This is a genomic window from Pedobacter sp. GSP4 (assembly GCF_051857575.1).
GTDB lineage: Bacteria > Bacteroidota > Bacteroidia > Sphingobacteriales > Sphingobacteriaceae > Pedobacter.
The window spans coordinates 569,381-584,833 of record NZ_JBPZIR010000003.1; the positions used below are offsets into that span (position 1 = coordinate 569,381).

Sequence of the window (15,453 nt, forward strand, 5' to 3'; positions counted from 1 at the left end):
GGTTATTTACTTTTATTGCAAGTATTTACATTAAAACCGATTAAAGGGGCAGACAAACGTTTGATTGTTTTTAGATAAAAATTTTGAGTATGAACATGCACATCCAAAAGCTGTACGATAAAGCAGCAAAAGCTGAACGTTTAATTATAGGTTTAATGAGCGGCACCTCTATGGATGGCTTGGATATTGCACTTTGCTCAGTTAAAAACAGTGGCGCCAACACCGATATCCGTGTGGTAAACTTTAAAACTGGAGAATATACCGATGATTTTAGGGCGAAGATAAAAGCTGTTTTTTCTAAAAATGAGGTCAACCTGCAGTTGGTCTGCCTTATGAACGAGCACATTGCAGATGTACATGCCCAACTCATAAACGAGGCCTTGATAGAATGGGGCTATAACAGTGAGGATATCGACTTTATTGCCAGCCACGGGCAGACCATTTTTCACGCGCCCAAATCTTTGCATCAGTTAGCCGATTATCCTAATGGCACACTGCAGATAGGTGATGGCGACCACATTGCGTTAAAAACCCGAATTATTACCCTTTCTGATTTTAGGCAAAAACACCTCGCAGCGGGAGGAGAAGGTGCCCCTTTGGCCGTATATGGCGATTATTTGATATTTTCGGAGGCTGGCGAAGACCGTGTGATGCTAAATATAGGTGGGATAGCCAATTTTACCTACCTGCCCGGAAACCTGCAGGCCAGCCAAGTATTTTCTACCGATGTTGGCCCCGGAAATACGCTGATGGACCAATACATGCAAAAACATTTTAATCAATTTTACGATAAGCATGCTGCGGTTGCCATGGCGGGCCAGCCCAATCCTGCTCTGTTATCAGCTTTGCTGGATTGCAGTTTTTTTGAACTTGGTTTCCCTAAAACCACGGGGCCAGAACTGTTTAATCTCGCCTATCTCGAAAAAGCCCAGGAGCAATCATCTACCACAAAATTATCGCCAGAAGATGTGATGGCCACATTGTGCCATTTTTCGACTGTAACCATTGCCAATGCCATAAAACGCTGTTTTGGTGAAGAAGCCAGGGCGCAGGTTTTTATGAGCGGCGGCGGCATGCATAACCCATTGCTGGTGCAGAAACTGAAGGTTGAATTACCTTACTGCCACTTCTTAACTACCGAAGATTTAAACATAGACCCCGATGCAAAAGAGGCTGTTTTGTTTGCTGTTCTGGCCAACGAAACGCTCTGCGGTAAACCGGTTGATTTTGGCAACAGGCAGGGGGTGCCTTCGGTTTGCATGGGCAAAATCAGTTTGCCTGGATAATGCACTGTTAAAATAATTTTACATACTGTGAAGTGCTTTGTATCAGATAAAAATTTGCTTTATGGGGTATTTTGTTTAATTTGTTAAACAATAATCATACTAACATAACCAAATTTTTATGGAAAAAAGTTACCTAAAATGGTTGTCAAAGCTCTTCGCAATTTTGACGATCCCATTTCTGCTGCTCTTATTTACAGGAATGGCACAAGCACAAAGCAAACGGTATACCATTAGTGGGAAGGTTACCGATGCCACCAACAATGCTCCGGTTCCGGGCGCTGTGGTTAAAATTATGAATACCAATCTGGCTACCAGTACAGGTACCAACGGAACCTATTCTTTTTCGGTTGATCTGCCTCAGGGCAAGTACCAGATCCAGATTTCTTTTATAGGATACAAATCGAACACAGAAACAATAACGCTTGGCGAAAACACCCAGGTTCAGGCCAATAGTGCTTTAAATGGCGATGCCGTTGGGCTTGATGAGGTGATTGTTACAGGTACTTCTCAAGGAACGACAAGAAAGCAGCTGGGCAGTTATGTAAGCACTGTAAAGGGCGATGATTTAAACAAGGCACCGAGCGGAAATGCCTTGGCATCGTTACAGGGTAAAACCCCAGGCGCGCAGATCAGTCAAAACTCTGGCGACCCGGCCGGAGGGATTTCGGTCCGTTTAAGGGGGATAAGTTCGGTAAACTCATCATCAGAACCACTTTACATTATTGATGGGGTAATTGTAAACAATTCTACCACAAGGGTAACCAATACATCGGGCAATTACGACAATGCCAATAACGGGATACAGGTAGGAAGCCTTGGTCAGAATAGGATGGTCGACATCAGTCCGGCTGATATCGATCATATTGAGGTGTTAAATGGTGCTGCGGCCGCAGCGATTTACGGATCGCGGGCAAATGCAGGCGTAATCCAGATTTTTACCAAACGCGGCAAAACCGGCGAGCCACAGGTAAGCTTCAATACCAGTTTAACCATTAGCGAACTGCGTAAACAGATAGAAGTTAACCAGGCACCCATTAAGTTTGGTGGATCGGTTGATGCGCAAACACAGGATATTTTAACGCCGGCTTTAACCAATACCACCCCGGTTACCCGTTATAATTACCAGGATTATATTTTCCATACCGGTGTTGGTACCGATAATTCGGTTTCGGTTTCGGGCGGAAACGACAACACTAAATTTTATACTTCGGCAGGTTATTTTGCCAATCAGGGGATTATCAAAAATACCAATTTTAGGAGGATGAACTTTAGGGCAAACCTGGATCAGAAAATCAATAACTGGGCTAAAATGACAGCCGGATTTAATTATGTCCACAGCGATGCGAACGAAAAGCCAGATGGAAACTCGTTTTTTTCGCCAATGAACTCGGTAACCATTATCGGCAATTTCCACGATCTCTTTACCCGGGATATTTTTGGTAACCTGAAATCTGTAGGCGAGCGCGGCAGGGTAAACCCGGTTTCAGTAATTGAAGATATTAAGCAAAGGCAGTTTACCAACCGCATTATTGCCAATACCGGAATAAAGTTAACGCCCGTTAAAAACCTGACTATTGATTATACCATGGGTGTTGATAACAGCATTCAGAATGGAACAACCTACATTCCACCATTTGCATATAATGTAAGTACCGGCTTTTATGGTGGCGGGCCAGCACTCGATCCTTCTTTAAACGGTTACGCCAGTGCCGCAAATGCCACAACCACATTGTTTAACAATGAGCTGAACTTTACTTACGATGCTAAAATATCTGATGTGTTGGGCTCAACTACCCAATTGGGAGGTTCGTATCAATATCAGAAAGATCTGTTCAGCTTACTCAATGGCCGCGGGTTAGCACCTTTTGTACAAACAGTAAATGGTGCGAGCACCATTTTAACCAATAATGACAATCGGTCTGAATTTTCTATCAGTGGTGCATATTTGCAACAGAATTTCAAATACAAGGATCATTTGTTTGTTACAGGGGCCATCAGGGTCGATCAATCAACGGTTTTTGGTGAAGCTAACCGGACACAATTCTACCCTAAAGCGAATGTGAGTTATGTTTTATCATCTGCAGATTATTGGAAAAACCTGGGTGTTTCATCATGGTGGAATGCCTTTAAACTAAGGGCAGCTTATGGCGAATCGGGTAATTTAACAGGTATTGGTGCTTACGATAGGTTTAATGTATACAATCCAGGGGCTATTACGAGCAAAACTTCGCTTATATCAAGCAGTATTTTGGCCAATACCGGCGTAAAGCCCGAGCGCCAAAGAGAACTGGAAATCGGTACCGATATGTCGTTTTTCAATAACCGTTTAGGCCTAACCTTTAGCTGGTACGATAAGCGCGTAAAAGATTTGCTGCTTAATGTTATTGTGGCTCCAACCATAGGTTATTCAAGCGTATTGGATAATATTGGCGGTACTTTAAAAAATAAAGGGGTTGAGCTGATGCTAACAGGGGTGCCCTTAAAAACAACAGATTTCAGCTGGACCACTACTTTGATCTACAACCGTAACCGCAATAAAATTGTAGGTTCGGGTGCACAAAGATTAATTGCAACCAATGCCGGTGCCCCGGTTTCGATAACCGATGGATATCCTGTTGGGGTTTTCTATGGAACTTTTTTTGCCCGCAATTCTGATGGCAGCTTGTTAACAAATGCGCTGGGTATTCCGCAAACTGAACTGGGCAGGCAGATCAACGCCACCACTTACGAGGCACAAAGAACCAACGGCCAGCCTTCAGGTTCTGTACTGCGTAAAGTATTGGGCGATCCGAATCCCGACTACACAGGATCGTGGGTAAATGATTTTACGTATAAAAAATTAAGTCTTCATATCCAATTAGATGCCGTTCAGGGCGGAGATATTTGGAACGCGGATTGGCGAACACGCCAGGGTGTGGGCAATGGAAAGGTAGCCGAGGCAGAAGATTTAGGTCAGTTGCCTAGAGGTTATGTAGCGGGTGTGTATAATGTAGAAGAATGGCGCATAGACGATGGTTCGTTTGTAAAACTGAGGGAAATTTCGCTGAGCTATAATGTGGGTAAAGTGAAATTTGTAAAAGATTTAACCGTTAATTTAAGTGGCAGAAACTTGATTTCCTGGGATAATTACAAAGGTTACGATCCAGAGGTGAATGCAGGCGGACAATCGACGATTTTAAGAAATATCGATTTTGGATCAGTGCCAATTCCACGTACTTTTTCTATCGGTTTACAGGCAAGGTTCTAATTTTAAAATTAATGGTTATGAAAAATTTAAGACAAACATATACGCTTTATGCATTTTTTCTGGGCTTAGTTTCCCTGTCTGCCTGCAAAAAGGAATACCTAAATCCCAATGCTCCCGTGGCAGAAGATGTAATGACTTCGGCAAGAGCGTTAACAGGGGTAACAACAGGGCTGCAAAAGAGCATTTCTACAACCCGTGCAGGCCTTTTATATGCTTCTGTAACGCTGAACGGAATTACTTCGAACGAGTTGATCTCTATCAATACCGGAAATACCTCAGAAGAAAGGTTGATGGCCGGAGGGGTGCAGGTTGATGGTACCAATAGTGTAGTTTTAGGCGTTTGGACAGCAGCAAATAAGGTAATTTTTGATGCAGACAATGTGATCAACAATGCAGCTAATTTACCCGATAAAAATTATGCCGCAGGCTTAATCGCCCACGCCAGTATCTTTAAAGCCATGGCTTTAGGTAATTTATCCGAATATTGGGAAAAAGTACCTGCAGGCATTGGTCAGAATATTGGTTTTATTACCCGGGTAGAAGGTTTTAACAAAGCCGTTGCAGTTATTGAGAATGCACAGGCTGTGATTGCGGCCAACGCGATCAGTCCAACTTTTTTAGGTAATATCCCTGCCGGAGTAGATATTCCCAATACGCTGAATGCCTTAAAGGCCCGATATGCGCTGTTTGCGGGCAATTATACGCTTGCTTTGAGTGCAGCAAACGCAGTCGACCTGACCAAAACTTCAGTATTTAATTACGATGCCCAGAATCTGAATTCGATTTTTGAGGTGGCAACTTCTACCAATAATGTGGTGCAGCCAAAAAATATCAATTTGGGGCAAACCGGTGCCTTCGTACCAGATGCTGGCGATTTGCGGATTCCATTTTACACCACAATTAATACCACGGTGCGCATTAAAGGCTTCGCTGCAACAACAGTGGCGCCATTCCCCTTGTACCTTCCGGGCGAAATGACCTTGATTAAAGCAGAAGCATATGCCCGCCAGGCAAGCCCTAATCTGGCCTCTTCATTAACAGAACTGAACAAGGTGGTAACGAAAACGCCTGCTCAGGACCCACTTGGTGTTGGGGCAGGTTTGCCTGCATTAACCGGTCCATATACCCAACAGCAGCTTTTAGATCTGATTTACAAGCACCGTTGTATCGAACTGTTTATGTCGGGTTTAAAGTTGGAAGATATGCGGAGGTTTAACCAGCCATTAACCGATCGGAAGCGTAATTTCTTCCCTTACCCTTTTCCTGAAAGGGATAACAACACCAATACGCCTGCTGATCCGAGTTTCTAATCGTTGAAAACCGCGGTCATAAACGGTTAATTTTGATTTGAATAGGTTATCATGAGCCTGCTGAGAGATTTGCTTCAGAAGCATTTCCACAGGCTCATGATGGCCTTTCTATTTAGGTAAGTTTTATAAAATTTCCAGATTCTTCTCGCGGTAGCGCGATAGCGATTCGTGGGTTAAATCCAGTTCGGTTATTAAATAGCTGATACTTTCTATCGGACAAACCCTTAGCCGCAAAGCGATATCGAGTTTCTCCGAAATACAGAGCACCGCTGTTTTTTTAGCGCAGGCCAGCATGGCTTTTTTCAATTGGTTAATTTCCCAATAGGTATCTGTTAAGCCTTCGTCGGGATGGATGGCACTGGTTCCCATTAGGCATAAATCGGCCTTTATTTCAGCAAGTTGCGTAATTACCTGACCGCCATACGTAACCTGCGAATTTTTAGAGAACAGGCCTCCAATTAAAATCACTTCAATGTTATTGTATTTGGCAAGTTCAACGGCTACCAATGGGCTAATGGTAAAAAAAGTAGCCGATAAGCCCTGTGGCAATAATTTTACAAACTCCAAAATGGTAGTTCCGCCACCTGTTAAAACAACCATGCCATCCTTGATCAGCCTGATGCTTTTTTTGGCAATTGCGATTTTACTTTCGCGCGCATAAACCGTGCTATCATCAAAAGAACTGTGGTACGATTTAGATAGTGCACCGCCATGCACTTTGTACAGTAGGTTTTCATCAACAAGCTCTTGTAAATCTCTTCTAATGGTATCTTCAGAAACATTGAGCAGTTGAACCAGGTCGGAAGTTAACACACGGTTATGTAGGTTAATCTGCCGCATTATAAAATCATGGCGTTCTCTTTTGAGCATAAATAGTTGCTGGTTTTAAGCGAAAGTATAAAAGATTTTTAGATTTTCTAAATGTTGCGTTTTTTTGCGTTTTTCTGCGATAAAATTTTGTTTGTCAGAGCCCTATACTTATTTAATTGTTTTTTTATTGAAAAACATTTATGATATTAGCTAAATAAATTTACAAACATGCGTTATTATGCGTGTTTGTGAAAAAAACAACTAACTAACAACTAACAAATCATTTCATCCCCTAAACTGGCAGTTTATGAAAAAAAAACTACTACTAATTTTTCTTGGTACGTTTTTGTTGCTGGCGCATGCCTTTGCGCAACAAAAAACCGTTACCGGTAAGGTTACGTCTGCCGACGGACCTGTACCCGGTGTTTCCATACGTGTAAAAGGAAGCACTGTAGTTGCGCAAACCAATGCCGATGGAAATTATTCTATCAAGGCCTTACCAACCGATGTACTTACCTTTAGTTTTGTTGGCTACCAAACCGTTGATAGGACTGTTGGAGGCAATGCAACCATTAATGTTTCAATGGTTACCGATGCGGGCAACCTAAACGAGGTTGTGGTTACGGCATTTGGTATAAAGCGATCAAAAGATGCATTGGGTTATTCTGCACAGACTTTAAAAGGTTCTGATATTGCAGATACCCAACGCGATAACTTTTTAAATGCCTTACAGGGCCGCGTAGCCGGTGCAACCATCACGCCTACAACAGGTACACCGGGTGCTTCTGCTACAATGATTATCCGTGGCGGTATTTCACTCGATGGAGATAACCAACCACTTTTTGTGGTAGATGGTCTGCCAATTTCCAACCGTACCTTTAGTGAGTATAATTTGGTTGGTCAGGGAACTTTTAACCGTCAGAACGACTACGGAAACAGGGCTATGGATATTAACCCTGAAGAAATCGAATCACTTACAGTTTTAAAAGGCCCAGAAGCTTCGGCTCTGTACGGAACGGATGGAGCATCGGGAGCTGTAGTTATTACCACAAAAAGAGCAAAAGCTGGTACCGCACGCGTATCGTACAGCAACTCGTTCAGGATAGAAAATACATACCGTTATCCTGAAGTACAAACCACATACGGTGGTGGTGCAGGTGGTATTTTCGACGAAGAACAAAGAACACGTACTTTCTTTGGCGCGAAATACCCGGCCAATAAAACCATGTACGATAACATCGGTAATTTCTATAAAACCGGATTCACCCAGAAACACAATGCCACAATTGAAGGTGGAAGTGATAAACTTTCTGTTAGAACAACTGTAAGCTACACCGATCAAAAAGGGATAATCCCCGGAACGGCTTACAATACCATAAACGGTAAATTAAATGCTACTTCTAAAATCAGCGATAAGATCAGCATGAATGCTTCCTTAAACCTGATTTCTTCCAGAACAGATAAAACCTATAAAGGTGTAAGCAGTCCGATGTTAAGCGCATTATCATGGCCTTTAACCGATGACATGAGAAATTATTTAACACCGCTTGGAGAAAGAAGAACCATCACCGGGAGTTTAAGCGGCGAGTTGGACAATCCTTATTGGGGAGTAGAAAGAAACCCTAACTACGATAAAATGAACCGTGTGCTCGGAAACATTGGGTTTACTTATACGCCAACCAATTGGTTAAGCATGCAGGGAACCGCCGGAGCCGATATATTTTCGCAAACCGGACTTTCAGCCTATGATATCCAATCATACGAAGCGAACAGGGCACAAACAACAAACTCGGGCGGAGGTTTGAATACCTACAATGCCAACGAGCGCTTGGTAACAGCCAACTTTGTAGCCACAGCTAAAAAGGATTTTGGTAAATTTAAACCTGTTATCCGTGTTGGTACCGAGATTAAAGACGATTCTTACCAGGTAAATGCACAGTTCGGTACACGTTTTTACCAACCGAACTTCTTTAGCATGAACAATATCGACCCAACTACCCAAAGGGTGGCTTATACAGATGAGCTAAAACGTAAAGTTGGTTTTTTTGCAAATGCTGAGTTGGGCTATGATAATTATTTGTATTTAACGTTATCGGGCCGTCAGGATTTATCTTCAACCTTACCACAAAAAAATAATACCTTCTTTTACCCGGCAACTTCATTAAGTTTTGTGTTTTCTAACCTTCAGGCAGTAAAAAACCTGGGATGGTTATCTTACGGTAAATTAAGGGGATCATGGGGCCAATCGGGTAAAGATGCCAGGGTAGCTTATATTACCAACAATAAATTGGTTGCACAGCAAACCACTGGTGGCGGTTATGCACTCGATGTAACCATGGGCAATCCAAACTTAGAGGCCGAATTTACCACAGCCAAAGAAATTGGTATGGAACTTGGATTTTTTAACAACCGTTTATCATTCGATTTCTCATATTACCATAACCTATCCGATAAGCAGATTACAGCTCCCCGTTTAAGCTACGCTTCTGGAGCAGTGCTGCAATACATCAACAGTGGTAAAATCCGTGTACGTGGTTTTGAGCTGTTGGTAAAAGGTACCCCGGTTAAAACACAGAACTTTACCTGGGATATTTCGGCAAATGCTTCGAGGGCAAGAGGTAAAATTTTATCATTACCCGCTAATCAGGATGTATTCTACGTATCAGATAGCTGGCTGTTTGATAACGTTAGGGCACAATATGCCGTTGGAACATCAATTTCAGCATTTGCTGGTATAGATTATTTGAGAAATAAAGATGGACAGCTCCTGATCAATCCGGCAAACGGAATGCCGATCAAGGATGTGAACTTTACCCAAATGGGAGATCGTGCACCAGATATTATGGTGGGTTTAACCAACAGTTTTACCTATAAAAACTTTAACCTTTCGTTCTTGCTCGATTTACGTAAAGGCGGCGATATTTACAACGCAACAGAACTATACCTGTATGCAAGGGGTCTGTCTAAGTTAAGTACCGACCGTGAAGAGCCGCGTATTATTCAAGGTGTAATGCGCGATGGTTTGGAAAACACAGCCAACCCTACCAAAAACAATGTTGTTGTAATCCCTTACATTACCACAACCTACTATTCAACTTTCTACAATACAGCCGATTTCCTGGAAAAAGATATCAACTGGATCAGGTTGAAAGATGTTACCTTGAGTTACAACTTACCTAAAACTTTATTCCAGAACAGTAAGGTTATTAAAAGTGCCAATGTTTTCGTTACCGGAACAGATTTACTGTTGATTACCAATTATAAAGGCGTAGATCCATCAGTTAACGGACTAAGTGCTGCATCAGGTGGTTTAGGCGGTACGGGTATCGATTTCGGCTCGGTTGGCTTGCCAAGAGGTTATAATTTAGGTGTGAAAATTGGTTTTTAAAGATTAAAGAGATGAAAAAGATATATTTATTATCAGTTTTTGCTTTACTGGTAGTTGCGTCGGGATGTAAAAAGTACTTAGATGTAAATACAGATCCTGCAACTCCGCAAGAAGTATCAAGCAGAACATTAACACCTCCGCTGTTTGCACAAATGGAAAGGGGTGTACAATTCGATTCACGTTATCTGGGCGGATTGATCCAGTATTTTGGAGGTGCAGTAAATGTTGGCGAGCAGCATGGCTGGATTTCAGGTAGTGATGTAATGGGCGAAATTTGGAGGACTAATTATTTTGGTTTAGGGGCAAACTTAAACCTGATTATTAAAGATTCTGAAGCTAAGCAGGAGTGGAATTATGTAGGGATGGCGCAAGCCTTAAAAGCCTGGAGCTGGCAAACCACAACCGATTACCATGGAGAAATTATTTTAAAACAGGCTTTTGACGTAGATCGTTATGTTTACGATTATGATACCCAGCCAGAGGTTTACGCCGAGGTAGTTCGGTTGGCCAATGCATCTATTGCAAATTTTAGCAGAACAGATGGTGCCGGTACAGTGGTTAAGTTTGGCCCTGCCGATTTGATTTATGCAGGAGATAATGCAAAATGGATCAAATTCAATTACGGAATCTTAGCGCGTAATGGCAATAACCTGGTTAATAAAGCCACTTACGATCCAGCTAAAGTGATTGAGTACGTAGATAAATCGCTGGTCAGCAATGCCGATAATTTTATTGTTCCCAACACCGGAACAACAGCCATTAACGGTAACTTTTTTGGCCCTTTAAGAGCAAATTTAGGTTCATACCGCCAAACTGCTATCATTGTGGCTTTACTGGATGGTACTACTTTTGGTGTTGCGAATACACCTTTAGTTGTCGATCCACGCCGCAACAACATGATTACGGCATCGCAGGATGGTCAGTTTAGAGGAACTGCGCCATATACTTCAGATGCTGGTACCGTGGCCAACAGGAACCAGATTCCTAACCCATGGGGTTCATTAGGTTCTGCCAATCCTGGTCCGAACCAAGGTAAATACCTGTTTAAAGATAATGCCGGTTTCCCGATCATGACCTATACCGAACTGCAGTTTATTAAAGCTGAAGCCGCGTTTAGGAAAGGCGATCTGCCTTTGGCTTATACAGCTTACATTAACGGAATCTCATCAAGCATTGATTTTGTAAGCAGTTTAGGTACCGCCATAACTACAGCCGAAAAATCAGCCTACATGGCCAGTACATCTGTAAAACAAACTGCAGCTACTTTAACCTTAAGGGATATTATGCTGCAGAAATACCTGGCGCTTTATGGTTATGGTTTTGTAGAAACCTGGTGCGATTTAAGAAAGTTTAACTACAATGTTGGCGATGCAGCCGGCAATAACCCTTACCTAAATGTGTACCGTTTCCCTAGCAGTTTCTTTGTAGATAACGGAGGTAAACCAGCACAGCGCTACCGCCCACGTTATAACTCCGAATACCTTTGGAACATAGAAGCATTGAAAAAGATAGGTGCAGATAAGAGCGATTACCACACCTATAAAATGTGGTTCTCTCAACCGTAGTTTCACTATTTATCAAAAGAAAAATGAAAAAAATATTATATTTTATTGCGGTTGGTATTGGATTATTTGCCGCATGTAAAAAAGGAGACCTGGTAGAAAGTACAACTTACGAAAAGATAGCCCCGGCCGATCCTAAGTACTCCTATCTTAAAATTCTAAATTTAAGTCCAGCGAGCCCGGCATTGACTTTTTATATGGATGGTGCTAAATTTTCATCAGCACTTTCTACTTTAGGAACTGAAAATGCGGGTTATGCCTATAATGGATTATTTCCAGATTTGGGATATGCGGTAACCACTCCCGGATCACGTGTTTTAACAGGCAAAATACTTTCAACAGCTACTGCCGATGCCAATTTGGAGGTTTTTAACACCACAATTGCTCCCGAAGCCGGTAAGTACTATACGGTTTATACCACCGGACAGTATAACACAACAACTAAAAAAATCCCTTCATCATTAATGGTAGAGGATAACAGACCTGCTTTGGATACAACGAAAATCTTTGTTCGAATGGTTAATCTATCAGCAGGAAGCCCAAATTTGGATCTTGTTAAAGATGTAGCTACGGGGACTAAAATAATATCAAACGTAGCATATGGAACGGCCACAGCCTGGACTGAAATACCTAGTTTAGGCCCTGGCATAACGCCATCCATAAAAGTTTTTATTAATCCTACGGGAACTAGCACACCATTGCTTGCGGCAGGTTCTACCTTTGCCTTAACAAAAGGCAGGGCGTATACCATATATGTGCGGGGGATAATAGGAAACGCTACCTACCCCTTTGCGGCAACATTTTATACCACCTTTTATTAAGGTTGGTTAGCCAGCAATGGCTGGAAGAGCAAAATAAAAGGGCGATATTTACACCATATCGCCCTTTTACCATTTTATAAGTCTATTAAGTGCTTACAAAATCTTAAATCCTAAGCTCAATTGGAAAAGGTTTGGTTTCTGGCTGTATTTTTCGCTTTTGCTGATGTTCGATAAACCAGCTTCGTAGCGTAAATCAACTGAAATGCTGCCTACATCTACACCCGCACCGGCCTGTAAGCCTAAAGCTTGGTTTTTGTAGTTGTCGAAATCAGTTGCCTGTTGGTAGGCCGAACTAAAAGTAGAGTTTTCATCCAGTATAAACGAAATAACCGGACCTGCCATTAAACGGAAATTTAAGTTTTTAGCACCGAATTTTGTTCCCAGTAAAACCGGAACATCCAATGTGGTAAATTTTACTTTTCCCTCGGCAGCAACTTCGTTCCCATTATCCTGGGTAAAACTGATGAATTTGTTGCCTTTGCTACCGATATAGGCCTCTGGCTGAACATAGAAACTGGCACCGCCAATACGTGCCCAGGCACCGATCTGGTAACCCAAACGGTTTTCTTCGCTCGCAAAATCGGCATTTAACTTCGCTAAATTTACACCTGCTTTAACACCCAGGTTAAATGTTTGTGCTTTTGATGTTGCCCAACCCAATGTTAGGAAAACCATACAGAAGATAATTTTTTTCATTTTGTTTAATTTTTGTTTTTTAAGGATTATAAAACTATAAACGGCTTTTGCCCTGCTTTATGGCGCATTAGCCTTGCATACAGAGTGCAGCTTTGCGCATAATCAGTTTTATAACCTTCTCCCAGCGCAATTATCGTGCAAAATAATCAGCCCAGGCAGGCTTTTTTTAGCTGTTCGCATAAAAAGGTATTAACCTGAGCAAATATTTTTTACTTTTGCATCAAATAAAATATGCCATGGCTAATTTTCAACTTACTGCTGAAACCGCATTTAAAGTAAAAACCAAATTTTTAAGGAAATACCGCGATCTTGCTAACGAGCCTTTAGCTTTTGAGCCCGGCAAAGAAGATCAACTGATTGAAGATTTAATGCGCCTGGTTAAACGCGATCGTACCTATATCGAATTTACCATTCAAAAAGCACTTGCCGATACCAAAGGTAATAGGCTTTAAGGCGGTATTTTTTGCCTGCCGCATTCATTTCAGCGTAACGCTTAATTTACGCTAAGCCAAAATAAGCTGTTTTTAATATTTACCGGTTTTTGTACATTTACGTTTGTACTCAATCAATAAATAATCTTCCGGATAAGCAGCCATTTCATTTAGCCTGCCCCATCTGGGATTTAAATAACAGGGAAATGAAAAAACTAAAGTATGGTCTTTTGGCAGCAGGTTTTGGTGTAGCTGTTTTATCTTTTTCTTTTAAAGAAGATTTGTTCCTGGTTTCTAAAAACCTCGATATTTTTGCTTCACTCTATAAAGAAATCAATATCAACTATGTTGATGATACCAATGCCCCGCAGTTAATGAAAACGGGTATTGATGCCATGCTTGATAGTTTAGATCCCTATACCGAGTACGTTCCCGAATCAGAGATTGAAGATTACAAACTAAAATATGTAAGCACGCAGTATGGCGGCATTGGCGCCAGTACCGTTTTTATTGATGGTAAACTCTTTGTTAACGATATTAGCGAAGGCTATCCCGCTAATAAAAGTGAAGTTAAACCGGGCGATCAGCTCCTCAGTATTAACGGAACTGCCGTTAAAGGTAAAGACCGCCAGGAAATTAGCCAGTTGCTCCGTGGACCAAAGGGCACAGCTGTTGATCTGGTGATTATGAGGGAAGGCAAAGAGCTTAGCAAAAAACTGATCCGCGATGAAATCAAACAACCCAACGTTTCCTATTCAGGTATGGTTGGCGACGGCATCGGATACATCAAGCTCGATAAATTTCTGGAAAACTCAGGTCAGGAGGTTAAAGATGCACTATTGGCCATCCAAAAAGAAAATCCAAAGGGCGTAGTGCTCGATTTAAGGAACAATGGTGGCGGTATTTTACAGGAAGCCGTTAAAATTGTTAACCTTTTTGTCAATAAAGATCAGCTTATCGTAACCCAAAAAGGTAAGAACATAGAAAAAACCATCATTTATAAAACACTTCTTGCACCAGTTTCTACAACGGTGCCATTGGTGGTTCTGGTAAATGGAAATTCTGCTTCTGCATCAGAAATTGTTGCTGGTTCGTTGCAGGATTTAGACCGTGCAATTGTAATTGGCCAGCGCAGTTACGGCAAAGGCTTGGTTCAGCAAACTTTTAACCTGCCATACAACAGTTTGGTAAAGGTTACCGTTGCCAAATACTACACCCCATCGGGCCGTTGTATCCAAAAATTGGATTATGCCCATAAAAATGCCGAAGGTGTGGCTGAGCGCTTTGCCGATTCTACCATGCTCATGTACCAAACCAAGGCCGGCAGAAACGTATACAGTGGCAATGGTGTATACCCGGATATTGTGGTTGATGCGGCGAAGTTAAGCCCGATAACCATATCCATGTTAAACAAAAACCTTTTCTTCAATTACGCCAACCAGTACAGAAAAGAAAAGCCCAGCCTAACTTCGGCCAAAACATTTCAGCTTTCGGATGCAGATTATGCTGCTTTTTCGGGCAGCCTTGCCGATAAAGATTTAGCTTACCAAAGCCGTACCGAAAGGTTGCTTTCCGATCTGCGTGCCGAAGCAGAAAAGGAAAATAAATCTGCCGAAGTAAAGTCTGACTTGGAAAACCTGAAATACAAGCTTGCCTCTTCAAAAAAGACGGATCTGGTTAGCCATAAGGCCGAAATAAAAAGAGTGCTCGAAACACAGATTGTAAGCCGTTATTTTTACGAAAAAGGCAGGATTGAGCAGAGCTTTCAATATGATAAAGAATTGGCGGCGGCTAAAAACTTATTTACCAATCAATCGCAGATATTGGCCATTTTAAAAGGCGATGGAAACTATAAAGTAATTGGAAAACCAAGCAAAGCAACTGCTTCTATCAATTAATCAG

Annotated in this window: 10 protein-coding genes; 8 read left to right on the plus strand and 2 right to left on the minus strand. The window is 41.9% G+C overall.

Translation table 11 applies throughout. The features are described from left to right. The first annotated feature begins 89 nt into the window (after positions 1-89). From ACS5PU_RS09685 to ACS5PU_RS09695, 3 genes are all read left to right on the plus strand, one after another. Positions 90-1,286, plus strand: coding sequence for an anhydro-N-acetylmuramic acid kinase (locus ACS5PU_RS09685; protein WP_439459083.1), 1,197 nt, complete (start codon positions 90-92; stop codon positions 1,284-1,286). Positions 1,287-1,485: 199 nt separating this feature from the next. Continuing rightward, a complete protein-coding gene (locus ACS5PU_RS09690) occupies positions 1,486-4,533 on the plus strand; it encodes a SusC/RagA family TonB-linked outer membrane protein (protein WP_439459084.1) in 3,048 nt (1,015 codons plus the stop codon). A 17-nt stretch (positions 4,534-4,550) separates the two neighbouring features. Further along, positions 4,551-5,843, plus strand: a complete 1,293-nt coding sequence (locus tag ACS5PU_RS09695) for a RagB/SusD family nutrient uptake outer membrane protein (protein WP_439459085.1) — start codon at positions 4,551-4,553, stop codon at positions 5,841-5,843. Positions 5,844-5,966: 123 nt separating this feature from the next. Here ACS5PU_RS09695 and ACS5PU_RS09700 read toward each other — a convergent pair whose 3' ends face one another. After that, complete coding sequence (locus ACS5PU_RS09700; protein ID WP_439459086.1) at positions 5,967-6,713, minus strand: DeoR/GlpR family DNA-binding transcription regulator; 747 nt, start codon at positions 6,711-6,713, stop codon at positions 5,967-5,969. 247 nt (positions 6,714-6,960) lie between these two features. Here ACS5PU_RS09700 and ACS5PU_RS09705 point away from each other — a divergent pair, with 247 nt between their 5' ends. The 3 genes from ACS5PU_RS09705 to ACS5PU_RS09715 are packed head-to-tail and all read left to right on the plus strand — an operon-like array spanning position 6,961 to position 12,424. Beyond that, complete coding sequence (locus ACS5PU_RS09705; protein ID WP_439459087.1) at positions 6,961-10,041, plus strand: SusC/RagA family TonB-linked outer membrane protein; 3,081 nt, start codon at positions 6,961-6,963, stop codon at positions 10,039-10,041. A gap of 11 nt (positions 10,042-10,052) precedes the next feature. Next, the gene (locus tag ACS5PU_RS09710; RefSeq protein ID WP_439459088.1) at positions 10,053-11,606 is read left to right on the plus strand and encodes a SusD/RagB family nutrient-binding outer membrane lipoprotein; all 1,554 of its coding nucleotides are present in this window, start codon (positions 10,053-10,055) and stop codon (positions 11,604-11,606) included. Between the two features lie 23 nt (positions 11,607-11,629). Further along, positions 11,630-12,424 (plus strand): DUF4397 domain-containing protein, encoded by a 795-nt coding sequence (locus ACS5PU_RS09715; RefSeq protein WP_439459089.1) that lies wholly within the window; start codon positions 11,630-11,632, stop codon positions 12,422-12,424. Positions 12,425-12,517: 93 nt separating this feature from the next. Here ACS5PU_RS09715 and ACS5PU_RS09720 read toward each other — a convergent pair whose 3' ends face one another. Continuing rightward, the gene (locus ACS5PU_RS09720) at positions 12,518-13,120 is read right to left on the minus strand and encodes a porin family protein (protein WP_439459090.1); all 603 of its coding nucleotides are present in this window, start codon (positions 13,118-13,120) and stop codon (positions 12,518-12,520) included. A 236-nt stretch (positions 13,121-13,356) separates the two neighbouring features. Between ACS5PU_RS09720 and ACS5PU_RS09725 the strand changes: the two genes are divergently transcribed. Then, positions 13,357-13,572 (plus strand): hypothetical protein, encoded by a 216-nt coding sequence (locus ACS5PU_RS09725; RefSeq protein ID WP_439459091.1) that lies wholly within the window; start codon positions 13,357-13,359, stop codon positions 13,570-13,572. A 185-nt stretch (positions 13,573-13,757) separates the two neighbouring features. Further along, positions 13,758-15,449 carry a S41 family peptidase gene (locus ACS5PU_RS09730; RefSeq protein ID WP_439459092.1) on the plus strand — a complete coding sequence of 564 codons (1,692 nt, stop codon included), beginning with the start codon at positions 13,758-13,760 and terminating at the stop codon, positions 15,447-15,449. Positions 15,450-15,453: the final 4 nt, after the last annotated feature.

Coding starts and splice junctions, on each gene's coding strand:
- ACS5PU_RS09685 (WP_439459083.1), top strand. CDS start 90: ATGAACATGCACATCCAAAAGCTGTACGATAAAGCAGCAAAAGCTGAA.
- ACS5PU_RS09710 (WP_439459088.1), top strand. CDS start 10,053: ATGAAAAAGATATATTTATTATCAGTTTTTGCTTTACTGGTAGTTGCG.
- ACS5PU_RS09705 (WP_439459087.1), top strand. CDS start 6,961: ATGAAAAAAAAACTACTACTAATTTTTCTTGGTACGTTTTTGTTGCTG.
- ACS5PU_RS09695 (WP_439459085.1), top strand. CDS start 4,551: ATGAAAAATTTAAGACAAACATATACGCTTTATGCATTTTTTCTGGGC.
- ACS5PU_RS09720 (WP_439459090.1), bottom strand. CDS start 13,120: ATGAAAAAAATTATCTTCTGTATGGTTTTCCTAACATTGGGTTGGGCA.
- ACS5PU_RS09725 (WP_439459091.1), top strand. CDS start 13,357: ATGGCTAATTTTCAACTTACTGCTGAAACCGCATTTAAAGTAAAAACC.
- ACS5PU_RS09700 (WP_439459086.1), bottom strand. CDS start 6,713: ATGCTCAAAAGAGAACGCCATGATTTTATAATGCGGCAGATTAACCTA.
- ACS5PU_RS09730 (WP_439459092.1), top strand. CDS start 13,758: ATGAAAAAACTAAAGTATGGTCTTTTGGCAGCAGGTTTTGGTGTAGCT.
- ACS5PU_RS09690 (WP_439459084.1), top strand. CDS start 1,486: ATGGCACAAGCACAAAGCAAACGGTATACCATTAGTGGGAAGGTTACC.
- ACS5PU_RS09715 (WP_439459089.1), top strand. CDS start 11,630: ATGAAAAAAATATTATATTTTATTGCGGTTGGTATTGGATTATTTGCC.